This is a genomic window from Gemmobacter lutimaris, from assembly GCF_003570715.1.
Classification (GTDB): Bacteria; Pseudomonadota; Alphaproteobacteria; order Rhodobacterales; family Rhodobacteraceae; genus Gemmobacter; species Gemmobacter lutimaris.
The window spans coordinates 1-25,980 of record NZ_QXXQ01000004.1 but is presented as its reverse complement, the minus strand read 5'-3'; the positions used below and the strand labels follow the sequence as shown (position 1 = coordinate 25,980).

19 protein-coding genes and 1 pseudogene are annotated in these 25,980 nt (G+C 64.7%); 7 read left to right on the top strand and 13 right to left on the bottom strand.

Going from position 1 to position 25,980, the window contains the following annotated elements; translation table 11 throughout:
* Positions 1-227: 227 nt before the first annotated feature.
* From D2N39_RS08555 to D2N39_RS08535, 5 genes are all read right to left on the bottom strand, one after another.
* The gene (locus D2N39_RS08555; RefSeq protein ID WP_119134376.1) at positions 228-1,307 is read right to left on the bottom strand and encodes a saccharopine dehydrogenase family protein; all 1,080 of its coding nucleotides are present in this window, start codon (positions 1,305-1,307) and stop codon (positions 228-230) included.
* 156 nt (positions 1,308-1,463) lie between these two features.
* The gene (gene amaB, locus D2N39_RS08550; protein WP_119134375.1) at positions 1,464-2,963 is read right to left on the bottom strand and encodes an L-piperidine-6-carboxylate dehydrogenase; all 1,500 of its coding nucleotides are present in this window, start codon (positions 2,961-2,963) and stop codon (positions 1,464-1,466) included.
* 1 nt (position 2,964) lies between these two features.
* Entirely contained in the window at positions 2,965-3,996 is a 1,032-nt protein-coding gene (locus tag D2N39_RS08545; protein ID WP_119134374.1) for an ACP S-malonyltransferase, read from the bottom strand.
* Positions 3,993-6,176, bottom strand: coding sequence for a dehydrogenase E1 component subunit alpha/beta (locus D2N39_RS08540; RefSeq protein ID WP_119134373.1), 2,184 nt, complete (start codon positions 6,174-6,176; stop codon positions 3,993-3,995). The genes D2N39_RS08545 and D2N39_RS08540 overlap by 4 nt, the downstream gene beginning before the upstream one ends.
* A gap of 67 nt (positions 6,177-6,243) precedes the next feature.
* Positions 6,244-7,452 carry an acyl-CoA dehydrogenase gene (locus D2N39_RS08535; RefSeq protein WP_119134372.1) on the bottom strand — a complete coding sequence of 403 codons (1,209 nt, stop codon included), beginning with the start codon at positions 7,450-7,452 and terminating at the stop codon, positions 6,244-6,246.
* Positions 7,453-7,552: 100 nt separating this feature from the next.
* Here D2N39_RS08535 and D2N39_RS08530 point away from each other — a divergent pair, with 100 nt between their 5' ends.
* Together D2N39_RS08530 and D2N39_RS08525 are read left to right on the top strand one after the other, a co-directional pair.
* Entirely contained in the window at positions 7,553-8,470 is a 918-nt protein-coding gene (locus D2N39_RS08530; protein WP_119134371.1) for a LysR family transcriptional regulator, read from the top strand.
* Positions 8,471-8,561: 91 nt separating this feature from the next.
* Entirely contained in the window at positions 8,562-11,429 is a 2,868-nt protein-coding gene (locus D2N39_RS08525) for a PAS domain-containing hybrid sensor histidine kinase/response regulator (protein ID WP_119134370.1), read from the top strand.
* Positions 11,430-11,434: 5 nt separating this feature from the next.
* Here D2N39_RS08525 and D2N39_RS08520 read toward each other — a convergent pair whose 3' ends face one another.
* The 7 genes from D2N39_RS08520 to paaN all read right to left on the bottom strand — a co-directional run bounded on the left by D2N39_RS08520 (position 11,435) and on the right by paaN (position 19,593).
* Positions 11,435-13,378: a 3-hydroxyacyl-CoA dehydrogenase NAD-binding domain-containing protein gene (locus D2N39_RS08520; RefSeq protein WP_119134369.1), complete on the bottom strand. Its 1,944-nt coding sequence runs from the start codon at positions 13,376-13,378 to the stop codon at positions 11,435-11,437.
* Position 13,379: 1 nt separating this feature from the next.
* Complete coding sequence (locus D2N39_RS08515; RefSeq protein ID WP_119134368.1) at positions 13,380-14,081, bottom strand: ABC transporter ATP-binding protein; 702 nt, start codon at positions 14,079-14,081, stop codon at positions 13,380-13,382.
* Positions 14,068-14,844, bottom strand: a complete 777-nt coding sequence (locus tag D2N39_RS08510) for an ABC transporter ATP-binding protein (RefSeq protein ID WP_119134367.1) — start codon at positions 14,842-14,844, stop codon at positions 14,068-14,070. The genes D2N39_RS08515 and D2N39_RS08510 overlap by 14 nt, the downstream gene beginning before the upstream one ends.
* Positions 14,841-15,797, bottom strand: a complete 957-nt coding sequence (locus tag D2N39_RS08505; RefSeq protein ID WP_119134366.1) for a branched-chain amino acid ABC transporter permease — start codon at positions 15,795-15,797, stop codon at positions 14,841-14,843. The genes D2N39_RS08510 and D2N39_RS08505 overlap by 4 nt, the downstream gene beginning before the upstream one ends.
* 4 nt (positions 15,798-15,801) lie before the next feature.
* On the bottom strand, positions 15,802-16,674 hold the full coding sequence (locus D2N39_RS08500) for a branched-chain amino acid ABC transporter permease (protein ID WP_119134365.1): 873 nt from the start codon (positions 16,672-16,674) through the stop codon (positions 15,802-15,804).
* Positions 16,675-16,767: 93 nt separating this feature from the next.
* Complete coding sequence (locus D2N39_RS08495; RefSeq protein WP_119134364.1) at positions 16,768-17,907, bottom strand: ABC transporter substrate-binding protein; 1,140 nt, start codon at positions 17,905-17,907, stop codon at positions 16,768-16,770.
* Positions 17,908-17,940: 33 nt separating this feature from the next.
* The gene (paaN, locus tag D2N39_RS08490; protein ID WP_119134363.1) at positions 17,941-19,593 is read right to left on the bottom strand and encodes a phenylacetic acid degradation protein PaaN; all 1,653 of its coding nucleotides are present in this window, start codon (positions 19,591-19,593) and stop codon (positions 17,941-17,943) included.
* 101 nt (positions 19,594-19,694) lie between these two features.
* Here paaN and paaG point away from each other — a divergent pair, with 101 nt between their 5' ends.
* The 4 genes from paaG to D2N39_RS08470 all read left to right on the top strand — a co-directional run bounded on the left by paaG (position 19,695) and on the right by D2N39_RS08470 (position 22,978).
* Positions 19,695-20,489 carry a 2-(1,2-epoxy-1,2-dihydrophenyl)acetyl-CoA isomerase PaaG gene (paaG, locus tag D2N39_RS08485; protein WP_119134362.1) on the top strand — a complete coding sequence of 265 codons (795 nt, stop codon included), beginning with the start codon at positions 19,695-19,697 and terminating at the stop codon, positions 20,487-20,489.
* Between the two features lie 14 nt (positions 20,490-20,503).
* Complete coding sequence (gene paaI, locus D2N39_RS08480; RefSeq protein ID WP_199725229.1) at positions 20,504-20,935, top strand: hydroxyphenylacetyl-CoA thioesterase PaaI; 432 nt, start codon at positions 20,504-20,506, stop codon at positions 20,933-20,935.
* A gap of 29 nt (positions 20,936-20,964) precedes the next feature.
* A complete protein-coding gene (paaK, locus tag D2N39_RS08475) occupies positions 20,965-22,275 on the top strand; it encodes a phenylacetate--CoA ligase PaaK (RefSeq protein WP_119134360.1) in 1,311 nt (436 codons plus the stop codon).
* A gap of 103 nt (positions 22,276-22,378) precedes the next feature.
* On the top strand, positions 22,379-22,978 hold the full coding sequence (locus D2N39_RS08470) for a TetR/AcrR family transcriptional regulator (protein ID WP_119134359.1): 600 nt from the start codon (positions 22,379-22,381) through the stop codon (positions 22,976-22,978).
* 123 nt (positions 22,979-23,101) lie between these two features.
* Here D2N39_RS08470 and D2N39_RS08465 read toward each other — a convergent pair whose 3' ends face one another.
* Positions 23,102-25,102, bottom strand: a complete 2,001-nt coding sequence (locus D2N39_RS08465) for a calcium-binding protein (RefSeq protein ID WP_147373460.1) — start codon at positions 25,100-25,102, stop codon at positions 23,102-23,104.
* A 263-nt stretch (positions 25,103-25,365) separates the two neighbouring features.
* Between D2N39_RS08465 and D2N39_RS08460 the strand changes: the two are divergent.
* Positions 25,366-25,476, top strand: a pseudogene (locus D2N39_RS08460) (IS5/IS1182 family transposase); the annotation flags it as partial.
* Positions 25,477-25,980 lie beyond the last annotated feature (504 nt).

The following is a 25,980-nucleotide window of genomic DNA, read 5'->3' as shown; positions in this document are numbered from 1 at the left end:
CGCGCCTCTCCAACCCGTTACCGAAGGTGTAGGGGGCAAAACCCGGAAACTCAACCGGGCGCCTCTGCACGGCCGAAATCGGAACGGCAATGTCGCATGAGTATTTGGACAAGAAGCAAGGCCCTTTGCTTCTTGCAAAAATACTCCCGCCGGAGGCATCCCGGCGCAGCCGGAAAATGAAAAGGCTTGCGCGGCCCCGCAGGGCCGCGCTCCGCCTGACTGGCGTCTCAGGCGTGACGGGCGCGGTGGCCGATCTGGTAGTAATGGCCGGTCCGGGTGTCCAGATAGGGTTTCAGCGGAATGTCCTCCTGCTTCAGGAAGCCTTGTTGCGGCAGGGCGCCGCCGCGCACCATCTCGATCACCGCCACCACCGAGGCCGAGGTGGTCCAGGCGATCGCGGTGCGGGACTTGCCGCCGATCTCGACCGGATAGTAGCTGCGCACGAATTCCTTGCGCCGCATCTGGCCATCCACCCGACCCTCGGCCGCGACGTGGACATAGACCACATCCTCGTCCACCGGCGGTTTCGCATTGGTCAGGATGCGGCCCGCCTCGGCCCGGTTCTCGCGCATCAGCAGTTCATGGAAGAAAAAGTTCATCAACTGCACATGGCCGGGATAGCGCATGGTCTTGTAATCAAGGTTCTCGATCTTGCCGAGATAGGTCTCGCACATGGTGCCAAGGCCGCCCGAGGTGGTGAAGGCTTCAAGCTGCATCCCGTCGATATAGATGGCTTCCGTCCATTCCATCGCCGAGACGGTTTTCAGCACGCCTTCCTCGATCACCTCGCAATCATTGAGGTATTCATTCACCACGCCTTCGGGCGACCAGTTGAAGGCATAGCCCAACAGGCCCGTCGGGTTCTGCGGCAGCGCGCCGACACGCAGCTTGATGGAACGCACGCTGTCGAACTGGTTCGCCAGATCGGCGGCCACGATCCCGACGAAGCCCGGCGCAAGGCCACATTGCGGCGCCATCAGACCCTTGGAGGTCTTGGCGAGTTCGCGGATGTGTTTCGTCGTCGGCACATCCTCGGTCAGGTCGAAGTAATGCAGACCCAGCCCATGCGCGACGGTCGAGACGCCGATGTTCAGGTGGTAAGGCAGGCAGGACAGCACCGCCTCCTGCCCTTCCAGCGCGGCTTTCAGCGCAGCGGTGTCCGACAGGTCCACGGTTTTCGTGGCGAAGGGCGCGCGGGTTTCGCGGGCGTCGATGCCAGTGACGGTGAAGCCGCTTTCCACCAGCAGCTCGGCCGCCAGATGGCCGACCTTGCCAAGCCCCAGAACAGCGATCTTGTTGAAAGACATTGTATTTCCCTCGTTCCTGCCCCGCCTTTGCGGAGGCGCATATTTGGCAGAATGACCGAGGGGAGTGCCGAATGCGCCCGGCATAGCGCCCAAAGTGAAGCGTTTCTTCGGCAGAATGCCGGGCGGGCCGTCGAAATGACAGCCCGCCCGAAGTGATCAGAAGTCGAACTTCACGCCCTGCGCCAGCGGCAGGGTGGCGCCGTAGTTGATGGTATTGGTCTGGCGCCGCATATAGCCCTTCCAGGCATCCGAGCCACTTTCGCGTCCGCCGCCGGTTTCCTTTTCGCCGCCGAAGGCGCCGCCGATTTCTGCGCCCGAGGGGCCGATATTGACATTGGCAATGCCGCAATCCGAGCCGGCGGCCGACAGGAAGGTTTCCGCCTCGCGCATGTTCAGCGTGAAGATGCAGGAGGACAGGCCCTGCGGCACGTCGTTCTGGATCGCCAGCGCCTCGTCCAGCGTGTCATAGCCCATGACATAGAGGATCGGGGCAAAGGTTTCCTCGCGCACGGTGTCGGTCTGCTGCGGCATCTCGATCAGCGCAGGGCTGATATAGGCGCCGCCCTGCGGCACGCCGTCGGTCACGGTCTGGCCGCCATGGACGGTGCCACCCTCGGCGCGGGCCTTCTCGATCTGCGCCAGCATGCGGTCGCGGCTGGCGTGATCGACCAGCGGGCCGATCAGTGTGGTCGCGCGGCGCGGGTCGCCGATGGGCAGGCTGGCATAGGCCTTGGTCAGGCGCTCCACCAGTTCGGCACGGACCGAGTTATGCGCGATCAGGCGGCGCAGCGTCGTGCAGCGCTGGCCCGCAGTTCCGACTGCCGAAAAGGCAATGGCGCGCACCGCCATATCGAGATCCGCTGAAGGCGCCACGATCATCGCATTGTTGCCGCCAAGTTCGAGGATTGGGCGCCCCCAGCGGGCGGCAACTTTCGGGCCGACGATGCTGCCCATGCGGGTCGAGCCGGTGGCCGACAGGATCGGCACGTCTTTCGACGCAACAAGCGCCTCGCCCACCGCCGGGCCGCCGATCACCAGTTGCACCAGTCCCTCGGGTGCATCGCCAAACCGCGCCAGCGCGCGTTCCATGATCTTCATGCTGGCCATGGCGGTCAGCGGGGTTTTCTCGGACGGTTTCCAGATCACGGGATCGCCGCAGACCAGCGCCAGCGCCGCGTTCCACGACCACACGGCCACGGGGAAGTTGAAGGCCGAGATGATGCCGCAAGGCCCCATCGGGTGCCAGGTTTCCATCATCCGGTGCGAGGGGCGTTCCGAGGCGATGGTCAGGCCATAGATCTGCCGCGACAGGCCGACGGCGAAATCGCAAATGTCGATCATCTCCTGCACTTCGCCCAGACCCTCGGAGGTGATCTTGCCCGCCTCCAGCGTCACCAGCGCGCCCAGCGCCTCTTTGCTGGCGCGCAGTTCCTCGCCCAGGAGGCGGACGAGTTCGCCGCGGCGCGGGGCCGGAACGGTGCGCCAGGCACGGAAGGCTTCCTGCGATTTGGCAATGATTGCGGGCATGTCACCCGCGTCGGTTTCGTGGACATGGGCCACCACCTCGCCGTCGATGGGCGAACGCACGGCCAGCGTGCCGCCGGTCAGTTCGGCTTGGCTCAGGCCATTGGCCTTCAGGATTTCGGCATGGGTCATATCAGTCTCCCTTGGTGACCTGACGGCGTTGATCCTCCATCCCCATGGAAACCAGAAGGGGATCGGCGGATTGCCGCGATTGGAAATCGGATTTGCTGCGCATCCCGCGCCAGTCGGCGAGGATGAGCGATTGCGCCACCGCCCCGCCCAATGTGGTGCCGGGGCCGGTGACGATGAAGAGGTCGGGCGCGAATTCGCGCGCCGCATGGGTAATGGCACGGGTGAAGTCGTAGGGCTCCACCACCTGATGCCCCAGCGTGTAATCCCAGAGCGCATGCAGATCGCAGGCACCGGGCCACCAGATATGGCCGCGCCCGTCGATCATCGGGATCGTCGGTTGCCCGAACAGGCCCGGCGCCAGACGCGCGCGCCCCGCCTCGGCCACCGGGGCCTGCATGGCGGTATGGAAGCCCGCGTGATTGGCGAGCCGCATCGGAAAGCGGCCCTGCACCGGCGGCACGGCGCCCTCGAACGCCTTCAGCCCGGCCTCGTTCCCCGCCAGCACCAGCATGCCGCCAAGGTCGATCGACAGGCCAAGAACATGATCCGGGCGGGCGCCGATACCTGCGACGATGGCCATGATCTCGGCTTTGCGGGTCGGGTCGGGCAGCCAGTCCTCGCCCATGAAGGGATAGATGATCTGGCCACCGATCAGCCGTTCCTGCATCAGCGTGCCCATGGTGTTGACCACCTCGAACCCGCCTTCTGTCGTCAGCGCGCCACCGCAGGCCAGCGCCGAATACCAGCCCATCGAGTTGCCGGTGACGGCGACCACCTCTACGCCTTCAATCGCGCGAAAATCGGCCAGCGTCGCGGCATAGATCAGCGCGCTGGCATTGTCGCCCCGCGTGTGCTTCGCCACCGAATAGCTGGCAGCGCCATCCAGCGCCGACAAGGTTTCCTGCCCCAGCGCAGCGCGGCGGGCGTCGAAATTCGCCAGCAGCGCCTTGTCGTGGAAATGCCGACCCAGCACGCCCAGTTCAGTCTTGGTATACGTGCCCCTGCCGGGGCAGATCACGACCGCGGTTTTCATTTCATCATCTCCTGCGCCGCCGCCACGACCTGCGCGGTGGAGGGCATGGTGGCCGCATAGGCCGGGCCGGTAGCGATGAAACTGTCCTCGGCGGTCAGACGCGAAAGCGGCGTGCCGGGGCAAGCCTCGTGGAAATGCGCCATCAGGGCTTCGGCAAAACCGCCGGTGTGACGGGTCTCATCGACGATCAGGATGCGTTTCGCGCCCTTCACGGCCTCGGTCAGCGCCTCTTTCGGCAGCGGCGACAGCCAGCGCGTGTCCACGATCCGGGTCTTGATCCCGGCCGCCGCCAGCACGGGTTCGGCCTGACGGGAAAGGTAAACCCCGTTCCCGAAGGTGACGATGGCCAGATCCTCGCCCGCGCCATGCGTGCCCACCTGCCCGAAGGGGATGATCTCGGACGGGTCGGGATAGTGGCACATCCAGCCGCCATCCTTGTCGCCATGCAGATCGCGCATCGGATAGAGCGCGATGGGTTCCAGAAACACCACCAGCCGCTGTTCCTCGCGTGCCAGCCGCACGCATTCGCGCAGCATCCGCGCGGCATCGGCGCCGTTCGACGGACAGGCAAGGATCAGCCCCGGAATGTCACGCAGCACGGCGAAGGAGTTGTCGTTGTGGAAATGCCCGCCAAAGCCCTTCTGATAGCCCAGCCCCGCGATGCGCAGCACCATCGGGTTGGTATATTGGCCGTTCGAGAAGAAGGGCAGCGTCGCCGCCTCGCCGCGCAACTGATCCTCGGCATTGTGCAGATAGGCGAGGAACTGGATTTCCGGCATGGGAATGAAGCCGTTCTGCGCCATGCCGATGGCAAGGCCCAGAATGCTTTGTTCATCCAGCAGCGTGTCGATCATCCGGTCCGGGCCGAAACGCTGTTGCAGCTTCTGCGTCACGCCATAGACGCCACCCTTACGGCCGACATCCTCGCCCATCATCACGATTTCCCGATGCGCCAGCATCAGGTCGGTCAGCGCCCAGTTGATGAGTCGCGACATGATCTGCGGCTCGGCCATCTGCTTCATGTCGCTACCGAAGGCCGCCGCGCGCGCCTCGGACGCGGGGCCGTTGGTCGGCGCGCAATCGCGCTTCGGCGGGATCAGCGAGGCCATGACGCCCGCCGCATCGCGCAGGCGCGGGCGGGTCACTGCCTCGGCGGCGATGCGGGCCACTCGGGCGTTGGTGTCGTTATAGACCTGCAAGGCAGCCTCGGCCGTCATCGCGCCCATCTGGTCCAGCCCGCGCACCATATGCAGCAGCGGGTCCTGCGCCTCTTCGGCCTCCACCTCCTCGCGCGGCATGTAGGTCGTGGGCATGTCGGCCCCGGCATGGCCGTAAAGACGGATGGTGCGGATATGCAGGAAGGCGGGCTTGCGCCGGGTCCGCACATAATGCGCCGCCTCCTGCGCCGTGGCGAAAGTGTCAAAGATATCGAGCCCGTCACAGGCGAAATACTTCAGGCCGGGCCGGTTCTGGAAGCTCGCCCCGATCCAGCCTTTCGGCGTCTTGGTGGAAATGCCGATACCGTTGTCCTCGCAGGCAAACAGCAGTGGCAGCGGGATCGACTGATACGAGGTCCATTGCGCGGTGTTGAAAGCGCCCTGCGCGGTGGAATGGTTGGCCGAGGCATCGCCGAAGCTGCAATAGACGATGGCATCTTCGGGCAGTTCGGCGTGCTCGGGCCGGTGCCGCCGTGCCGCACCGATTGCATAGGCCGCGCCCACGGCCTTGGGCAGATGCGAGGCGATGGTCGATGTCTGCGGCGGAATGCTCAGCGCCTTAGACCCCAGCACCTTGTGCCGCCCGCCGGAAATCGGGTCTTCGCTGGAGGCCGCGAAGGACAACAGCATGTCCCATGCAATGCTTTGCCCCGGCACCTGCGCGCTGCGACCGATCTGGAAAGCGGCATCGCGGTAATGCAGGAAGGCCATGTCGGTCGGGCGCAGCGCGGCAGCCACCGCCGCCAGCCCCTCATGCCCCGATGATCCGATGGTATAGAACCCCTGCCCGGCCCGCTGCATCACCCGGCTTTGCCGGTCCAGCGCACGGCTGAGACAGGCGGCGCGGTAAATCTCCACCGCCTGAAACGCCGAAAGCGCCCCCGAAGGAGCGCGGCCATGCGGAAAGTCCCGCGACGCGATGCGGCGCAGGAAATTGTCGTGAACGATATCGGCGCGATCCATGCCGGCCCCTGTTGTTGATCATTGGTCGGGGCGCGCGCCGCGGATCGGCGCGCGCCCCGACGTCGTCTCAGAAGAACGCTTGCAGGCCGGTGATAGCGCGACCCAGGATCAGGGCATGCACGTCATGGGTGCCTTCGTAGGTGTTCACCGTTTCCAGGTTCACCATATGGCGGATGACCTGGAATTCCTGCTGGATGCCGTTGCCACCGTGCATGTCGCGGGCCCAGCGGGCGATGTCCAGCGCCTTGCCGCAGTTGTTGCGCTTGACGATGGAAATCATCTCGGGCGCGGCATTGGCCTCGTCCAGCAGACGGCCGACACGCAGCGAGGCTTGCAGGCCAAGGCTGATCTCGGTCAGCATGTTCGCCAGTTTCAGCTGGTAAAGCTGCGTGCCGGCGATGGGCTTGTTGAACTGCTTGCGGTCAAGGCCATACTGGCGGGCCGCCGACAGGCAGAACTCGGCCGCGCCCAAGACGCCCCACGAGATGCCATAGCGGGCGCGGTTCAGACAGCCGAACGGCCCTTTCAGCCCCTCGACGCCCGGCAGCAGCGCATCTTCGCCGACTTCGACATCCTTCATCACGATCTCGCCGGTCACCGAAGCGCGGAGGGAGAGCTTTCCACCAATCTTCGGCGCCGAGAGACCTTTCATGCCTTTCTCAAGCACGAAACCCCGGATCTTGCCGCCATGCGCCTCGGATTTCGCCCAGACGACAAAGACATCGGCGATGGGCGCGTTGGAGATCCACATCTTCGCGCCGTTCAGGACATAGCCATTGGCGGTCTTGCGGGCGACGGTCTTCATGCCGGCCGGATCGGAACCGGCATCGGGTTCGGTCAGACCGAAGCAGCCGATATATTCGCCCGAGGCGAGCTTCGGCAGGTATTTCATGCGCTGCTCTTCCGAGCCGTAAGCGTAGATCGGATACATCACCAGCGACGACTGCACCGACATCATCGAACGGTAGCCCGAATCGACGCGCTCCACTTCACGCGCCACCAGCCCGTAAGAGACGTAAGAGGCGCCAAGTCCGCCGTATTCTTCCGGCACGGTCACGCCCAGAAGACCCATTTCGCCCATCTCGCGGAAGATGGCCGGATCGGTCTCTTCATCGGCGAAGGCCTTGATCACACGGGATTGCAGCTTGTCCTGCGCATAGGCGCGGGCAGCATCGCGCAGCATGCGCTCGTCTTCGGTCAGCTGGTCTTCCAGACGGAAAGCATCTTCCCAGTCGAAGCGGCCGAGGTCGGGGGCGTCTTTCGGTTTCAGGGCCATGTCTTTGCCTTTCGGGTGAAGCGGTTGGATATGTCTATAAGGGATTGTTCATCGACAGAATAACGATAGATTGACGTTATCCTATGCATGGAAAGCATACATGGCCACTCCTCGCCGCCTTTTACCCTCGATCTCGCTTCTGATGGCCTTCGAATCTGTCATCCGCACCGGATCGACCCTTGCCGCCGCCAATGACCTTGCACTGACACAGGGCGCGGTCAGCCGGCTGGTGCAGAACCTTGAGGCACAGCTTGGCGTGCAACTGTTCCGGCGCGAGGGGCGGCGACTGGTGCCCACCGAAAATGCGCTGGCCTATGCGCGCGACGTGGCAAAGGCGATGGACCTGATCAGCCGCGCCTCGATGCGGGTGCGATCGACCACCGGAGGCGGCACGCTGGCGCTGTCGATCCTGCCCACGTTCGGCACGCGCTGGCTGGCGCCGCGGCTGCCGCGCTTTCTGGCCGCCCATCCGGGGGTGACGATCAACCTTGGCACCCGGCTGCGGCCCTTCGATTTCGCGGAAGAGGGCTTTGACGCCGCCATCCATTTCGGGGATCGCACATGGCCCGAGGCGGGTTTTGCGAAACTCTTCGACGAAAGGATGATCGCCTGCGCCGCGCCGGGCTTTCTGGCAAGCCACCCCATCGACAGCCCGCGCGACCTGATCGGCCTGCCGCTCTTGCAACTGGAAACCCGGCCGAATGCCTGGGCCAGTTGGTTCTCGTTCCACGGCGTATCTGCCTCTATCCCGCTGGGGATGCTGTTCGACCAGTTCGCCCCGATGATCCAGTCGGCCATCTACGGCATGGGCGTGGCCCTGCTGCCCGAGTTTCTGGCCAAGGCCGAACTGGCCGATGGTCGCCTGGTTGAAGCCTGGGGCGGGCCGGTACCCAGTGTCGGCAGCTACTACCTCGTCTGGCCGGGGATCGGAGAGAACTATCCCCCGCTCGTCGCCTTCCGCGAGTGGCTGCTGCAAGAGGTCTCGGGCCGAGCGGCGGAGGAACTTCTGGCGTGGTGAACGCGCCACGGCGGCACGCGATTGACAAGGCTTCGGTTTCCTTTCCCTGAAGAACAGAAGATACTCGCACAGGTTGCAGTGGACGATTTCCATGGACGCAGAAGAGTATCTGACCAAGATCGGGGCACCCGCCTGGCTTCTGCCGGATCGACCGGGGGGGCCCGGTCGCGCCAATACGCCCGCAAGGCTGATGTTTCCCGCACTGACCAATGCCAGCGCAGACGAAATCATCGCCGCAGTCAGCAGCCGTCTTGCCGTAACCTGCTGGAGCCTGCCGCTGCACCTTGACGGGCAGGAGCGCACCATCCTCGTGGCGCAATGCGGCCATGAAAACCGTGCGGATATTGCCCTGCGCGCGTCGGGACATGTGATGTTCGACTGGGACATGTCGAACGGTCGGCTGGACTGGTTCGCCAGCGCCGAGAACACGATGGGCTATGATACGACCGAATTTCCCGGTACCGTCCTGCGCTGGCTTGACCGCATCCACCCCGAGGACAGGCCCCGCATCGCGGCCGCCGTGCTGTCGCCCGTGCCGGGCGATCTGGACACATGGCAAGAGGCCTACCGTTTCCTGCGCGCCGATGGCACGGTGGCGCATGTGATCGACCGGGGCTTCTTGCTGCGCGACGAAGGCGGGCAGGCGCGGCGCATGATCGGCACGATGATGGACGTGAGCGCGGTGCACGAGGTCGAAGCCCGGTTTCAGCTTGCTACCTCGGCCTCGACCGACGTGTTGTTCATCCACGATCTCGTCGCAGACAATATCTGGTGGAGCGACGCGCTGTTCCGGCAATACGGCCATGCGGATGTGCCCGGCGTCGAAACGACAGACTGGTGGATGTCGCGGGTGCACCCCGAGGATGCGCCACGCCTGCGCGAACGCTTTAACGCGGCGCGTGCAGGAAGCGATGACCAGTGGACCGAGGAATACCGCTTCGCCCGCGCCGATGGCAGTTATGTCTGGGTACTGGACCGCGCGCGGTTCCAGCGTGACGCCAGCGGGCGCGCCTTGCGGAGTGTGGGATCTATGGTCGATATGACCGCTTTGCGCGAGGGACAGGAACGCTTTCGCCTCGCAGCCGAGGCCTCGCAGGATGTGATCTATTCATGGGAACCGGAAACAGGTCGCACATGGCGCAGTGAAAGCTACAGCCGCACCTTCGGGCTGGACCCCACCGCACCGGCCTCCGGTCCGGGCAGTTGGCGCGCGGCGATCCATCCCGACGACCTGCCCCGCATCCTGCATCTGCGCGATACTGCCATCACGCGCGGGGAGGACCGTTGGGAATATACCTATCGGGTGATCCGCGGGGACGGTTCGGTCGCCCATGTGATCGACCGCGCGCTGGCACAGCGCCACCCGGACGGACGGTTGCACAGGCTCATCGGCTCCATCGTCGATGTGACCCGCCTGCGGGAAGAAGAGGAACGTCTGCGCGCGGTGCTGCGGCTTGCCTCGGATGTGGTCTATGAAATCGACCTGCGCGCGGGCAATGTGCTTTACAGCGAGGGCGCAGTGGCGATCTTCGGCGCGGCATGGGCTGGCGAGCAACCCTCGCCCGGCATCTGGACGCAATCGCTTCATCCCGAGGATGCAGGACAGGTGCAGCGGCGGTTCCGCACCTTCATCGCAGGGCGGCGCGAGGACTGGCGCGCGGAATATCGCCTGCGCCGCGCCGATGGCAGCTATGCCCATGTGCGCGACCGGGCGCTGGCCCTGCGCGACGACGAAGGCGAGGCATTCCGCATCGTCGGCGCGATAGAAGACATCACCGACGAGGTGGAACTGGCCGCCAAGCTGCAACAGTCGCAACGGCTGGAGGCTCTGGGCAAACTGACGGGCGGTGTCGCGCATGATTTCAACAACCTGCTGTCCGTGATCCTGGGCAATGCCGAACTGCTGGCAGATGGCTCTGCCGGAGAGACCGCGCGGCGACCCGCGGCGCAGGTGGTGCAGGCCGCCGAACGCGGGGCTGAACTGGTGCGCAGCCTTTTGTCCTTTGCCCGCCGTCAGCCACTGGCGCCGCGTGCGCTGGACAGTGCCGCCGTCCTGACCGAATTGCGCGGCATGCTGGGCCGCACCCTGCCCGCCTATATCCGCCTTGCCATTCACGCGCCTGATGACCTTTGGCCCGTCGAGGCCGATCCTGCGCAGTTGCAGACGGCGCTTCTGAACCTTGTGGTCAATGCAGGGGACGCGATGCCCGAAGGGGGCGATCTGCTGATCGAGGCCGAAAATTGCATTCTGGACGGCAGCTATGCCGCCGCCAACCCCGATGCCCGGCCGGGCGAGTTTCTGCGACTGTCCATCACCGATAGCGGCACCGGCATGGCGGCCGAGGTGACCGCTCGCGCCTTCGACCCGTTCTTCACCACCAAGCCGGTCGGGCGCGGCTCGGGCCTCGGCCTGTCGATGGTGCATGGCTTCGTCAGCCAGTCGGGGGGGCATGTCACGCTTTACAGCGAACCGGGACAGGGAACCACGGTCCGGCTTTACCTGCCCCGCAGCCGACAGGGCAGCGGGGCGGCACTGGCTGTGATCACCGAAGATGGTCCCTTGCCCACGGGTGCGGGAGAGCATGTGGTGGTGGCCGAGGACGACCCGGCCCTGCGCCCGCATGTGGCGCGGCTGGTCGAAAGCCTTGGCTACCGCGTTACAGCCGTCGCGGACGGGGCTGCGGCGCTGGGGACGATCCGCGAGGCGAGGGATGTGCGGCTGCTGTTTACAGATGTGGTCATGCCAGGCGAGATGAATGGGCTAATGCTTGCAGAACATGCGCTGGCAGAATTTCCGTCGCTGCGGGTGCTGTTCACCTCGGGCTATTCGGAAACCGCGATCCTGCGGCGGGGTAATTTCGCCGCGGGGATGCGTCTGTTGTCAAAGCCCTATCGGCGCCGCGATCTTGCCCTGCGTCTGCACGAGGCACTGCACGGCGATGCAGTGCCCCGCGCCTGAACGGTTCACCCCTTGCGGGCGGTGTAATGCATCGGCCCGCCACGCCAGCGCGGAAAGCCGTAGCCATGGATTTCCACAAGGTCGATGTCGGACGGGCTGAGCGCGATGCCTTCCGCAAGGATCGCCTCCCCCTCAGCGGCCATTTCGCCGACAAGCCGTTCGGCAATGGCCGCACGGTCCAGCGCCGGTCCGGCGGTGATGACGGCGGCCAGCACCTCGGCCACTCTGGCCGATGCCTGCGGCTTGCGGTCACCCGGCGCATAGTCATACCAGCCGCCGCCGGTTTTCTGGCCCTTGCGACCAGCCCGCACCAGCAGGTCGCCCAGCGTTTCCGGCACCTCCTGCCCTGCCGCCCGCGCGCCCTCGCGTTGCAGGAAGGCAATGTCTAGCCCGCCCAGATCCTGCGCCTCGAACGGCCCCATGGCAAAGCCGAAGCCGCGCATGGCGGCGTCAACCTCGGCAATCGCCACGCCTTGCCGCACCAGCGCTTCGGCGGCAGCACGATAGCGTTTCAGGATGCGGTTGCCGATGAAGCCCTCGCAAATCCCGGCCTGCACCGGGATCTTGCCCAGCGCGCGCGCCAGCGCGAAGCCGGTGGCCAGCGTTTCCGGCGCGGTCTCGGGTGTCGGCACGATTTCCAGCAACTTCATCACATTGGCCGGGCTGAAGAAATGCAGCCCGATGAAGCGACCGGGGTTCGCAAGCCCCTCGGCAATGGCGCGCGGATCGAGGTAAGAGGTATTGGTGGCCAGCACCGCATCTGCCCGGCAATGGCGGGCGAGTTCGGCAAAGACGGCGCGTTTCACCCCGATTTCCTCGAATACCGCCTCGATCACCAGATCGGTGTCGGCCAGAGCCGCGTAATCGGTGGAGCCGCTGACGCCCGCCATACGCGCCGCCGCCTGTTCGGGGGTCAGCTTGCCGCGCTTCACCCCGCCGTCGAAGATGGCTTGCAGGTTGGCGAGCCCCCGTGCCAGCGCCTCGGCATCGCGTTCGATCAATACGACCGGCAGACCCGCATCGCGCAGTGCTGCGGCGATACCCGCGCCCATGGTGCCGCCGCCGATCACCCCGGCAGTGCGCAGGGCCAAGAGTTTGGCATCCCCCAGATGCGCCGGGCGCGGGGCGGCACGTTCAGCGAAGAACACATGGCGCAGCGCGGCAGCCTGATCGGAGCCGCGCAGGTCAAGAAAGGTCGCGCGTTCAAAGGCCAGCGCTTCGGCAAAGGGCGCCTGAACCGCCTTTTGCACACAAGCGAGCGCGCGCAACGGGGCGGCCTCGCCCTTCGCCCGCTTGGCCACTGCCGTCTGCTGTTCGGCCCAGAAGTCGGCCCCCGGATCGGCGACAGGGCGTTCTGACGCGGGCAGCGGCAACGGTGCCCCCAGCGCGGCACGGGCGAAGGCCACCGCGCCGGCCCGCAGATCGCCGGTCATAACCGCATCGACCAGACCCATGGCCTGCGCCTTCGCAGCCTTCACCGGCTTGCCGGTCGTCACCAGATCCACCGCGGCCGCAGCCCCCGCCACGCGGGGCGTGCGCACCGTGCCCGAGGCGCCGGGCACGATGCCCAGACCCACTTCGGGCAGACCGACCGAGGCACCATCCAGCGCCACCCGGAAGCGACAGCCCAAAGCCACCTCGAACCCGCCGCCCAGCGCGCTGCCATGAATGGCGGCGACCCAGGGTTTCACCGCGCCCTCGATCCGGTTGACCACATCGGGCAGATGCGGCTCGACCGGCGGCTTGCCGAATTCGCGCACATCGGCCCCGGCGATGAAGGTGCGGCCCGCGCAGATCAGCACCACCGCCCGCACATCCGGATCAGCGTCCAGCGTGGCCACCGCATCCCACAGCCCTTGCCGCAGCGCCTGTCCCAGCGCGTTGACCGGCGGGTTGTCCACGGTGACGACGGCGACTTCGCCCTCGCGTTCGATGCTTACAACGCTCATCTCAGATCCCCAGATAGGCTTCGCGGATGCGCGGATCGGCGATCAGCTCGGCCGCCGTCCCGCTCATGGTGATATGCCCTGTTTCCATCACATAGCCCCGATCCGCAATCTTCAAGGCACCGAAGGCATTCTGTTCGACCAGAAGGACGGTGACGTTCAGCGCCTTCAGACCCTTCACCACGTCGAAGATCTGCTGCACGACAATGGGCGCCAGACCCATCGACGGCTCGTCCAGAAGCAGGCAGGACGGCCGCCCCATCAGCGCCCGCGCCATGGCAAGCATCTGCTGCTGGCCACCCGACAGGCCACCCGCCGCCAGATTGCGCTTTTCCTTCAGGATCGGGAACATCTGGAAGGCATCTTCCATGTCCTTTTCCACCCGGTCATCCGAGAACAGGAAGGCGCCAAGCCGCAGGTTTTCCTCGACCGTCAGGTTGGTGAAGATCTGCCGCCCCTCGGGCGATTGCGCGAGACCGCGTTTCAGCCGCTTGTAGGCGGGCACCGGGGTCAGTGCTTCACCCCGGAAGGTGATGCTGCCGCCCGTGACCGGCTGCACGCCGGACAGACAGCGCAGAAGCGTCGTCTTGCCCGCGCCATTGGCGCCGACCACGGTGACGATCTCGCCGCTGTCCACATGCAGGTCGATGCCATGCAGCACCTCGATGCGCCCATAGCGCGAGCGCAGCCCCTCAACCGTCAGCATTCTCGGCCTCCGTTCCCAGATAGGCCGCGATCACCGCCGGGTCGCGGCTGACCGTGGCCGGGTCGCCCTCGGCGATCTTCTCGCCATGGTCCAGCACCACGATGTGACTGGAAATCCGCATGACCATCTTCATGTCATGCTCCACCAGCAGGATCGCCACGCCGGATTTGGCGACCTCGGCGATCAGGTGGTCGATTTCCTCGGTTTCCACGGCGTTGCAGCCGGCGGCGGGTTCGTCCAGCAACAGAACCTTGGGGTTCAGCGCCAGCGCGCGCGCAATCTCCAGCCGTTTCAGCGCGCCGTAAGACAGGTTCCCCGCCTCGCGTTCGGCGGCGCGTTCCAGCCCCACCCGCGCCAGCAAAGCGCGCGCGCCTTCCTCGGCCGCCTTCGAGCGCCGCCGCGACGAAGGCAGGCCCAGAAGATCGGCCAGCACCGGCCCGCGTTCCTGCAGATGATAGCCGGAAATCGCATTTTCCAGCACCGTCATGCTTTGAAAGATTTGCAGGTTCTGGAAGGTCCGGCTCATGCCGCGCCGGGCCAGAAGGTCGGGGCGCATGCCCGTCACATCCTCGCCGTTCAGCACCACCTGCCCCGCGCCGGGCAGATAGATGCCCGAAATCATGTTGAACAGCGTGGTCTTCCCCGCCCCGTTCGGCCCGATGACCGAGACGATTTCACCGGGACTGACCGAAAAGCTGACCTCGTTCACCGCGCGCAGGCCGCCGAAGGTAATGCCAAGGCCCTTGATGTCGAGAAGGCTCATTCCCCGGTCCCCCGCAGCTTGCGCAGGATTGAGGGCAGAAGCCCCTCCCGCAGGAAGATCATCACCAGCATCATCACCAGACCCAGCACCATCTGTTCGTATTCGGCAAAGACGGTCAGAACCTGCGGCAGTAGCGTCAGGATGCCCGCGCCGAAGATCGCGCCCAGCACCGAACCCGCACCGCCCAGAACCGCCATGGTCACCATTTCGATCGAGTGCATGAAGCCCGCGACATCGGGGGTGATGAACTTGTTTTGCAGGGCCAGCAGCGAGCCGGAAACGGAGGCATAGACCGCCGAGATGACGAAGGCCTGAAGCTTCAGGCGGCTGACATCGACGCCCACGGTGCGGGCTGCGATTTCAGACCCGTGCAGCGCGCGCAGGGCGCGGCCGGTCGGGCTTTGATGCAGGTTCAGCGCGGCCCATGCGCCGAGGATCATCACGATGCCGCTGAAGAAATACCAGAACTCGCCATTCGACAGGTTCAGGCCCCAGTCTTTCAGCACGCCGCGCAGGCCGAGGTCGGGCACGTCGATCCCGTCAGGGCCGCGCGTCAGCCAGCGTTCGTTGTTCAGCACCATGGAAATCAGGATGCCCATGCCCAGCGAGGCAACGCCAAGGTAATAGCCTTTCAGCCGCAGGATCGGGCGCCCGACCAGCCAGGCCAGCGCGGCAGAGATCGCGGCCCCCAGCACCACGGCCAGAACGGGCGGCAGGCCCAGATGCACCGGCGCCAGCGCACAGGCATAGCCGCCGATCCCGGCGAACCCGGCGTGGCCAAGGCTCACCTGCCCGGCATAGCCGGTCAGGATCACGATGCCGGTCACGGCAAGGCCATTGACGAAGATCAGGGCGCCCACGCGGTAGTAATAGCCTGAAGGGAAGAAGAACGGGGTGATCGCCACAAGCGCGGCCAGCACCAGAAGGGTTGCGGTTTTCGGGGTCAGTTTCATGGCGTCACACCCGATCCGTGGATTTGCGGCCGAACAGGCCCTGCGGCATCAGGAACAGCACCGCGAGGATGACGACGAAAGCCGCCGCATCCTTGTATTGCGAACTCAGGTAACCCGCCGTCATCGCCTCCAGGAGGCCCAGCAGCAGCCCGCCCGCCAGCGCGCCCTTGGGGTTGCCCATGCCGCCCAGCATGGCGGCGGCAAAGCCCTTCAGGGCCAGCGTCAGGCCGACGTCATACGAGGTCAGCGTGATCGGGGTGACCAGCACACCGGCCAAGGCCCCGATGCCCGCCGACAGCGCGAAGGAAAGCGTCATCACGAAATTGGTGTTGATGCCCACCAGTTGCGCCGCCAGCCGGTTGTTCGAGGTCGCCAGCACCGCCCGCCCCAGAAGCGTCCGGGTGAAGAACAGCCAGAGCGCCACGAAAACCAGCACAGCACCTGCGATGACCCACAGGCTCTGTGGCAGGATCGTCGCGCCGAGGATGCGGATGGGATCGTCACCCGAAAAGGCCGGGAAAGTATGGATCTGCTTGTCGAACACCAGTTGCGCCGCGCCGCGAATGAAGATCGAGGCCCCGATGGTGATGATGATCAGCGACACGACCGGCGCACCGCGCGCGGGTTCGATGGCCAGCCGGTTCAGCGCCACACCCACGGCGGCGGTGCCTATGATGGCGGCCAGCGCCGCCAGCGGAAGCGGCAGCCCTGCGGCATGGGCAAAGACAGTGGCCATGCCACCCAGCATGACAAACTCGCCCTGGGCGAAGTTAACGACATCCGAGGCGTTGTAGATGATCGTGAAGCCCAGCGCGACAAGCGCATAGACCGCGCCGACCGTCACCCCGGAAAAGAGGAATTGCAAAAGTTCCGACATGCAGGAGGCTCTCTGGCTGGCAGGGATCGCGGGGCGGCCAAAGACCGCCCCGTCCCGTCAATGAAAGTCAGTCGAGGAATGCCCGACGCTGGATCACTCCACTATGGTCCAGTCGCCGTTCTTGATTTCCAGCATCTTGAACGCGGTCAGGTCCAGCCCGAGGTGATCCTCGGCCGTCATGTTGACGATACCGCCGGTGCCGACATAGCCGGTGGTGCCTTCGATGGCGTCACGGATCGCGGCAGGCTCGGCCCCCGCCTTTTCCAGCGCGCCTTTCAGGATCATGAACGCGTCATAGGCGTGGCCGCCGAAGGTCGAAACCGGGGTGCCGGTCTTCTTCTCGAACCCGTCGCGATAGGCGGTCACGACCGCTTTCTGCGGGTCGCTGTCGGGCAGGATGTCGGCCACCAGAAGTGCGGCGGCAGGCAGGCGCACGCCTTCAGCCGCTTCCACGCCCGCGAGGTCGATGAAGCCTTTCGAGGCCACACCATGCGACTGATACAGCGGCAGGCCGACGGCAAGCTGCTTGTAGTTGCGCGTCACGATGGACGGGCCCTGACCGAAGCCGGGGTTCAGCACGGCCTGAATGCCAGCGGTGTTCTTGATGTTGGTCAGTTGTGGCGTCATGTCGGCGTCTTTGGGATCGTAGGTTTCATCCGCCACGATCTCGATGCCGTAATCCGCCACCACGCCCTTGCACTGTGCCTGCATCGAGGCGCCGAAGCCGTCGGTGCCCGAGATCATGCCGATCTTGGTCACGCCGCGCTTCTGCATGTCCTCAAAGATTTTCTGGCAGGCCATGCGGTCGGTATGCGGGGTCTTGAACACCCAGGCTTTCACCGGGTCGATGATGTCCACCGCACCTGCCAGCGAGATGAAGGGGATTTCCGCATCTTCCGCCACCGGGATGATCGACATGGTGGCGCCGGTGGTGGTGCCGCCGATGATGGCCACGACCTCGTCATCCTCGACCAGGCGGGTGGCGAAGGTACGCGCCTTGTTCGGGTCGCCGCCGTCGTCATACATCACCAGTTCCAGCATCTCGCCATTGATGCCGCCTGCGGCATTCACTTCCTCGACGAGCATTTCCAGAGTCTTGGCTTCCGGATCGCCCAGGAAAGAGGCCGGGCCTGTAGCGGACAGCGTGGCGCCGATCTTGATTTCGGCCTGCGCCGCCGGAGCAAGGCCCAGCGCCATCAGGGTGGCGATTGCGGTGGTGGTCAGTCTGTTCATGGGGTTCCTCCTCCCAAAGAAACGAGAAAACGGTCAGGTCGCCTGCCGCAGGGGGCGGCGCCACATCACGCGGGTGAAGCGGCTGGCGACAAAGGCGGTGTCGGTCAGGCTGGCATTGCCGGCCGGATTGCCGCCGGTGACATGGAAGTCACTGAAAGCAGCGGACTGGTTGACGAAGATATTGCCGGTCAGGTTGATCGACAGGTTGACACCCGCGCCTGCGAAAGCCCGGATCGCACGGGCGATGCGCGGCTCGTCGGTGTCGTAAAGCGCGGCTGTGATGGCGCCCTTGCGGCGGGCGATCTCCGCCGCCGCCGTGATGCCCGCATCGGTATCCGCGACCGCGATCAGGAAGGCAACGGGGCCGAAGCATTCGCCGTCCTGCGGGCCGGGCTTGTCGCCTTCAACCGCCAGCAGCAGGGGCGAGCGCAGGAGGCCTTCGCCTGTGCTGTCGCGCACCACCCTGCCCTGCCCACGCACCGCTTCCAGCCGGGCGGCAGTGGCCGGATTGGCCAGCGCGCCAGAAACACCCGCCGCGCGGGCCGGATCGGCCAACAGATCGTCAATGGCCCCGGCCAGCGCCACTGCCACCGCGTCAAAGCTTTTGTGCCCCTCGTCGGTGTTGATGCCGCCCTTGGGGATGTAGATGTTCTGCGGCGCGGTGCACATCTGCCCCGAATACAGCGCCAGCGAGAAGGCGAGGTTGGCGCACATGCCCGCGAAATCATCCGTCGCGGCAAGGGTGATGCTGTTAACCCCGGTTTCCTCGGTGAACAGTTGCGCCTGTCGGGCGTGTTCGCGCAGCCAGCCGCCGAAAGTGGCGGAGCCGGTGTAGTCGATCAGCCGGATCGTCGGATCGCTGGCCAATGCCTTCGTGACCTCGGCCCCCGGCTCGTCCACCGCAAGAAGCACGGCGTCGGCAGGCAGACCGGCCTCGGCCAGCACCTCGCGCGCCACCCGCACGGTCAGCGCCAGCGGCAGGATGGCGCCGGGATGCGGCTTCACGATCACCGGATTGCCGGTGGCGAGGCTGGCGAAGATGCCGGGATAGGAATTCCACGTCGGAAAGGTATTACAGCCGATGGTCAGCGCCAGCCCGCGCGGCACCAGCGTCCAGTGCTTTTCCAGCACCAAGGGCGCGGCCTTGCCCTGCGGTTTTTCCCAGATCGCGTCACGGGCAAAGCGCGTCATCTCGGCCCAGGCGACAGCGACCGCCTCCAGCCCGCGATCCTGCGCATGGGGGCCGCCGGCCTGAAACGCCATGGCGAAAGCCTGCCCGGTGGTGTGCATCGTGGCATTGCCCAGAACAAAGCTGATGCGGTTCAGCCGGGTCAGGATTTCCAGACAGACGCCCACCCGCGCCTCCGGCCCCGCCTCAGCCAGCGCCGGGGCGGCAGCTTCGGCGGCAGCGATCAGCGCAGGCACATCCGCCGCCGGATAGGTGATTCCCAAGGCGCCACCAAAGGGCGAAACCTCAGCCCCGGCCCGACGCGATTCGGGATGACCGGGCAGCGCGAAGGGCTGCCCCAGCAACGCCACATAGGCGGCTTCACCGTCGGATTTTGCGGATTCCCCATAGATTTTACCGCTGGGCACCTCGGGGAACGGGGTCCAGAAGGCACGGCTCTGGACGGCCTTCACGGCATCGTCCAGCATCTCGCGGTGGCGATCGAACAGGGCGGTCATGGCATCCTCCTCCCAGGCTGCGCTTTATCATTGACCGGCCGGTCGGTTTATGCAACATGAATTTTCGAGGGCCCCACGATTTCGGGGCAAGGGAGAGAGCGATGACCCAATCCGATACCGTTCTGGCCACACTGGCCGACGGCGTGCTGACGCTGACGCTGAACCGCCCCGACAAGCTGAACTCGTTCAACGAAGAGATGCACCTTGCGCTGCGCGCGGGTTTCCAGCGGGCGCATGACGATGCGGACGTCCGGGCCGTTCTGCTGACCGGCGCCGGGCGCGGTTTCTGCGCCGGGCAGGATCTGGGCAACCGCGATCCGCGCAAGGGCGGCCCCGCCCCCGATCTGGGCTATACGCTGGACACTTTCTACAACCCGAATCTGCGCCTGATCCGCAGCCTTGAAAAGCCGGTGGTCTGCGCGGTGAACGGCGTCGCCGCCGGGGCTGGCGCCAATATCGCCTTCGCCTGCGACATCGTGCTGGCGGCGAAATCCGCTAAATTCATCCAGGCTTTTGCCAGGATCGGCCTCGTCCCAGATGCCGGCGGCACATGGAGCCTGACCCGCCTTCTGGGCGAGGCGCGTGCGAAGGCGCTGGCGCTGACGGCGGAACCGCTGATGGCGGAAAAGGCCGCCGACTGGGGCCTGATCTGGAAAGCGGTGGAGGACGCCGATCTGCTCGCCGAGGCGACCGCACTGGCGCAATCGCTTGCCGCCGGGCCGACGCTGGGCCTTGGCATGACCAAGCGGCTGATACAGGCTGCGGGCAGCAACAGCCTTGACGAACAACTGGACATGGAGCGCGATTGCCAGCAAATCGCGGGCCGCAGCGCCGATTATGCCGAGGGCGTGACCGCCTTCCTCGAAAAGCGCAAGCCGGAGTTCAAGGGGGAATGAAGGACATGGCCGAAATGACCGCGCAGGAAATCGCGCGCGCCTGCGCCGATGCGATGTGGAACAACGACAGCACCTCGCAGCGGCTTGGGATGGAATTGGAACACATCGCCCCCGGCGAGGCGCGGCTGGCGATGACCGTGACCGATGCCATGTCGAACGGCCACGGCAATTGCCACGGCGGCTTCATCTTCACGCTGGGCGACAGCGCCTTTGCCTTCGCCTGCAACAGCCACAATCAGGTGGTGGTCGGCCAGCACTGCTCGATCACCTATATCGCCCCCGCCCGCATCGGCGACCGCCTTGTCGCCACGGCGACCGAGCTGTCACGTCAGGGCCGGTCGGGCATCTATGACATCCGCATCACCAACCAGCACGGCCAGCATATCGCGGAATTCCGCGGTCATTCGCGTGTCGTGAAGGGCAGCCATCTGCCGGTCGAAGCCTGACCGGACCCGCATTTCCAAGGGAGGACACCATGGAAGACCTGACGCCGCGCAAGCAGGATCTGGACCCGATCGAATACGCCTCGCGCGATGAAATCGAGGCGCTGCAATTCCACCGCATGAAGCGGTCGCTGAAGCACGCCTATGAAAACTCGCCCTTCTACCGCAACCGCTTCATTGAACATGACGTCCACCCCGAGGAGCTGAAGTCGCTGAAGGACTTGGCGAAGTTCCCCTTCACCACCAAGCAGGATCTACGCGACACCTATCCCTTCGGCATGTTTGCCGTGCCGCAGACGAAACTGGTGCGCATCCATGGTTCGTCCGGCACCACCGGCAAGCCGACCGTGGTGGGCTACACGGCGGCCGACATCGACCATTGGGCGAACCTCATCGCGCGGTCCATCCGCGCGGCGGGCGGGCGTCCGGGTGACATCCTGCACAACGCCTATGGCTACGGGTTGTTCACCGGCGGTCTGGGCGCGCATTACGGCGCGGAACGGCTGGGCTGCACCGTGGTGCCGATTTCCGGCGGGATGACGGAACGGCAGGTCACGCTGATCCACGACTTCAAGCCGCGCATCATCATGGTGACGCCGAGCTACATGCTGTCGATCCTTGATGAGTTCCGCCGTCAGGGCCTCGACCCCCGCGAATCCTCGCTGAAGGTCGGCATCTTCGGCGCCGAACCGTGGACCAATGCCATGCGCGAGGAAATCGAGCAGGCTTTTGACATGCACGCAGTGGACATCTACGGCCTGTCCGAGGTCATGGGTCCGGGTGTCGCGCAGGAATGCGTGGAAACCAAGGACGGGCTGCACATCTGGGAAGACCATTTCTACCCGGAAATCATCGACCCGGTGACGGGAGAGGTGCTGCCCGACGGCGAGATGGGCGAACTGGTCTTCACCACGCTGACCAAGGAAGGTCTGCCGATGGTGCGTTACCGCACCCGCGACCTGACCCGCCTGCTGCCCGGCACCGCCCGTTCCATGCGCCGGATCGAAAAGATCACCGGCCGCAGCGACGACATGATCATCCTGCGCGGCGTCAACGTCTTCCCAACCCAGATCGAAGAGCAGATCCTGAAGTGCAAGGGCCTCGCCCCGCATTTCCAGATCGAACTGACCCGCTCGGGCCGGATGGACAACATGACCGTGCACGTCGAATGCACCCCCGACATGACGGCCGAGGACGCCCGCGTGAAGTCGGCCAAGGAACTGGCGCATCACATCAAGTCGGTCGTCGGCGTCTCGACCAAAATCGAGGTGCGCGATCCGAATGCGGTGGCCCGGTCGGAAGGCAAGGCCAAACGCGTGATCGACAACCGTCCGAAGGAATGACGGCGAATTTCTGCGGCCGGGGTGACTCGGCCGCGACTTGCCGCTAAAGCAGAAACGGGGGCCCTGCCCCCTTTTTTCGGCCGAATGGCAGGAAAGCGAGAGAATGGCTCGGACCAGAGCGACAGATTTCGAAGAAAAGCAGCGCGGCATTCTGGAAAATGCCGCCGCCGTCTTTGCCGAACAGGGGATGGAGAAAGCCTCCATGTCCCAGATCGCCGCGCATGCGCAGGTGTCGAAGGCGCTGCTGTATCATTACTACCCCAGCAAGGATGCGCTGATCTTCGCGATCATCATGACGCATCTGGAGGGGCTGGAGGCCGCAACGGAAGAGGCCGACGACCCCGCCCTGCCCCCGGCCGACCGGCTGCGGCAACTGGTGGGGGCCGTGCTGGAAAACTATCGCGGTGCCGACAACCAGCACAAGGTGCAGCTCAATGCCTCTGCCGCCCTGTCGGACGAACAGAAGGCCGAGATCACCGGCGTCGAGCGCCGTATCGTCAAGCGCTTTTCCACCGTGCTGCGCCAGATCAACCCGGACCTCGACAGCAGTGACCGCCCGCTCTTGATGCCGGTCACCATGTCGCTGTTCGGCATGATGAACTGGGTCTACATGTGGTTCAAGGAAGGCGGCCGCATCAGCCGCGACGATTATGCCGATGTGGCGACGACACTGATCCTTGAGGGGATCAAGGCGGTGCGCTGAACACCCGTCCGGCCCCGCCCTCACGCGATGAAAGTTCCGCGCGCCGGGCGAAGCTTCAAAACGCGTGAAACGGCTAGCGGCTTCGGTCGCCGCTGGATGAAAGTTCAGTGGCGAGTCAGATGGTCAAAGCACAAATTCAGAGGCTGTCAGGACAAAATTGCCGCTAAGGGTCAGGCTGAGGTCCTCGCGTCCGTCCCCATCTACGTCGCCCAGAATTGTCGTGGAAGCGGTATCGCGGAGGTCAATCCGAAGCTCGCCACGGCGATTGGAAAACTCGGCCGCCCCGATGAAGACAAACGCATTGTTACCCGGAGCCCGGGACTTTGCGTCAATCGCCGAAAGGTCGATCCGGTCGCCTTCAGCAATCGAGAAGTCGGTGATCAGATCGACTCCGGCCTCGTTTGAACTGTCGGTCAGCGCCACCAACACAAACCTGTCAGCACCTGCATCGCCGGTGAGGTCATCCGCACCACGGCCGCTGATGAGACGATCATCACCGGCGCCACCATCAAGAATGTCATCGCCGTCCCCGCCGCGCAGAACATCTTTGCCACCACCGCCGGCAAGATGATCCTGGCCAGCCCCGCCATCAAGCGCGTCGTTTCCCTGACCGCCGTTCAACGTGTCATTGCCGGACTGTCCGCCGAGACGATCCTTTCCACTTTCGCCGTCAAGCGTGTCGTCTCCGCTGCCGCCAAACAGGTCGTCGTTTCCGCTTCCCCCCCGGGCGCGGTCGTCGCCGTTGTCACCGAACAACTGGTCCTTTCCGGCTTGCCCCGAAATTGTATCGTTGCCGCCGTTTCCCCTTATGGCGTCGTTACCCCGCAGTCCGCGCAGAATATCCTCACCCACGTCGCCACGGATCAGGTCGTCGCCGTCGTCACCATCAATCCTGTCGTCGCCCGCCCCGCCGAGAAGGGTATCGTCGCCCCCCGCCCCCAGCAGCAGGTCATTGCCGCCGCTCCCCGCGATCTGATCATTGCGTCCGAGCCCGAGGAGCACGTCGTCGCGGAACGTGCCCGTTACATCGATGCGTGGCGAGAACTGGAACACCTCTCCGAGCATCGTCTTGTTGCCAGGCCCAAACGGCGCGTCTGTCCAACTCGTCAGCAGCCGCACACCGTCATCATGCGGGCGCGCGAGGTCCAGAAGGCCGATCGTGTCGAAGACGCTGAAGAAGTTTGCTCCCACGGCATCGGCGACCGTCCGGCGTGCAAGGATGTCGCCGTCAAAGTCCATGAGGACGATTTCCGCGTCCGTGCTGATTGTCACGCCACCCGACAGATCGGCGTAGACAATGAACGTCGCGAAGCCGATGCCCTTGACTTCCGTCGTGGCGACCGCTGTCGTCGTGTTGGGCTGCGCAAGCTCCACGGTGACGGGATCTCGTGCATCGTCCGGGCGCACGATGGTGAATTCCGGCCGCGACACGCCCCGATCGGCGATGTCAACCGATTGCAGGACAAGAAGATTTCCTGCCGCAATCAGGTCGAACTGGCCGCGCCCGAGCGACACCGGAAGCTCCGGGAAGGCAAAGGATGGAACATCCCCTGCCGGGCCGACGACTCCGACGTCCAGCGTCGCGCCCTGGGCAAGGAAATCACCGGAAAGCGCCTGGATCAGCGTGCCGTCGTCCAGCGGGAGAACGGACCCGATCTGTGAGAGGTCGATGGCCTCCGACAGTCGCCCGATTGCCCCTGTCAACGGATCGACGCGACGAAGTGTTGCCCGGAACGGATCAAAGACGGCGTAATTCACATCGCCCGGCAGCACACCCAGATCAATCAGGTTGCCTGCGAGCGCAGAGGCGCTCAGCTGGGTGATCTGGTCCTCCTCGATGCCCAGTTCATCGAACAGGCGGATTTCGACTGTCGGTGCCGCGCCGTCTGGATCGAGGTCGGGAAACGTGGACTGGTAAGCGGCAAACTCACCATTCCGCAATGGAATGACTGTTGGCGGAAAGACGGTCAGACCGTCGGCAAGCGAAAAGACGAATTGGTCGCCGCCCAGCTGCTCTGGCTGATCCGGCCCCGCATCCTCGAAGACGGTCAAGACATAGCGGAACCGCTCTTCGGTCGAGAATTCGTCGATTGTCCGAACATCAATTGTCTCTGCCAGCGCCACGAAGCCCCCCGTCGATGTGGGAACCACAGCGAGAGGGCGATTCTGAAAGTTCGCAGGTGTCGAATGTATCTGAAATGCGGTCACGTCGCACCATCGGGTTGAAAATAAGAACCAAGCCGGACCTTTCCTGAGCCTATCCGAACACGGCAGTCTGGCAACAGGTATTTTGCAGACCCTGGACGCGCCGCCATCCGTCGCTAGAGTCAGGATCCATTGATCCTCCGGCGCGGTCGTGCCTCAGGCTTCGTCAGGAGACTTGATCAATGAGCAATCTATACTGGCTAACTGGAGCCCAGATAGAACGGCTACGGCCCTTCTTTCCCAAGAGCCATGGCAAGCTGCGGGTCGATGACCGTCGCTTGCTGAGGCGGATTTTCCATCGGGAAGTGAGCCACCTGTGACTATGGATTTTGCGTGCCATTGTGGTCAAGACATTGTTTAAATTATTAATTTTTTGGATTCTACGGCTGAACTTGCGTTGAAGCGCAAGGTATTTTTTCCGGTTTCCAAGATGTAGCAGCGGTGGGGGAAGGTGGAGCAAGGCCCTGATCATCCAGGCATCGCCAAAGACGGTGATCCTTCAGCTGCTTCTCGTATTGCTCGCGGATGTCGAGCGGGTTCGCCCGCAGGGATGAACCGCGCCGGGTTTGCCGGAGGCTCCAACTTCTGAGTAGGATGGAGCATCATGAGCAAGACCACGAACAAGTTTTCTCCCGAAGTGCGCGAGCGTGCAGTGCGCTTGGTTCTGGACTGTTGATTTTCACCCAGAAGTGAGCCGGTTTTTTCGCCGAGAAGTGAGCCACCTCTAATTATGGATTTCGGTTCATGCTGGGGTCAAGGGCGGGTTTGTCTCCTTCTTTTTTCGGGCCGCGGCGGCT

What these genes read in the sequence shown, in the direction of transcription:
- D2N39_RS08555 (WP_119134376.1), bottom strand. Translation starts at nt 1,307, where the DNA reads ATGTCTTTCAACAAGATCGCTGTTCTGGGGCTTGGCAAGGTCGGCCAT.
- amaB (WP_119134375.1), bottom strand. Translation starts at nt 2,963, where the DNA reads ATGACCCATGCCGAAATCCTGAAGGCCAATGGCCTGAGCCAAGCCGAA.
- D2N39_RS08545 (WP_119134374.1), bottom strand. Translation starts at nt 3,996, where the DNA reads ATGAAAACCGCGGTCGTGATCTGCCCCGGCAGGGGCACGTATACCAAG.
- D2N39_RS08540 (WP_119134373.1), bottom strand. Translation starts at nt 6,176, where the DNA reads ATGGATCGCGCCGATATCGTTCACGACAATTTCCTGCGCCGCATCGCG.
- D2N39_RS08535 (WP_119134372.1), bottom strand. Translation starts at nt 7,452, where the DNA reads ATGGCCCTGAAACCGAAAGACGCCCCCGACCTCGGCCGCTTCGACTGG.
- D2N39_RS08530 (WP_119134371.1), top strand. Translation starts at nt 7,553, where the DNA reads ATGGCCACTCCTCGCCGCCTTTTACCCTCGATCTCGCTTCTGATGGCC.
- D2N39_RS08525 (WP_119134370.1), top strand. Translation starts at nt 8,562, where the DNA reads ATGGACGCAGAAGAGTATCTGACCAAGATCGGGGCACCCGCCTGGCTT.
- D2N39_RS08520 (WP_119134369.1), bottom strand. Translation starts at nt 13,378, where the DNA reads ATGAGCGTTGTAAGCATCGAACGCGAGGGCGAAGTCGCCGTCGTCACC.
- D2N39_RS08515 (WP_119134368.1), bottom strand. Translation starts at nt 14,081, where the DNA reads ATGCTGACGGTTGAGGGGCTGCGCTCGCGCTATGGGCGCATCGAGGTG.
- D2N39_RS08510 (WP_119134367.1), bottom strand. Translation starts at nt 14,844, where the DNA reads ATGAGCCTTCTCGACATCAAGGGCCTTGGCATTACCTTCGGCGGCCTG.
- D2N39_RS08505 (WP_119134366.1), bottom strand. Translation starts at nt 15,797, where the DNA reads ATGAAACTGACCCCGAAAACCGCAACCCTTCTGGTGCTGGCCGCGCTT.
- D2N39_RS08500 (WP_119134365.1), bottom strand. Translation starts at nt 16,674, where the DNA reads ATGTCGGAACTTTTGCAATTCCTCTTTTCCGGGGTGACGGTCGGCGCG.
- D2N39_RS08495 (WP_119134364.1), bottom strand. Translation starts at nt 17,907, where the DNA reads ATGAACAGACTGACCACCACCGCAATCGCCACCCTGATGGCGCTGGGC.
- paaN (WP_119134363.1), bottom strand. Translation starts at nt 19,593, where the DNA reads ATGACCGCCCTGTTCGATCGCCACCGCGAGATGCTGGACGATGCCGTG.
- paaG (WP_119134362.1), top strand. Translation starts at nt 19,695, where the DNA reads ATGACCCAATCCGATACCGTTCTGGCCACACTGGCCGACGGCGTGCTG.
- paaI (WP_199725229.1), top strand. Translation starts at nt 20,504, where the DNA reads ATGACCGCGCAGGAAATCGCGCGCGCCTGCGCCGATGCGATGTGGAAC.
- paaK (WP_119134360.1), top strand. Translation starts at nt 20,965, where the DNA reads ATGGAAGACCTGACGCCGCGCAAGCAGGATCTGGACCCGATCGAATAC.
- D2N39_RS08470 (WP_119134359.1), top strand. Translation starts at nt 22,379, where the DNA reads ATGGCTCGGACCAGAGCGACAGATTTCGAAGAAAAGCAGCGCGGCATT.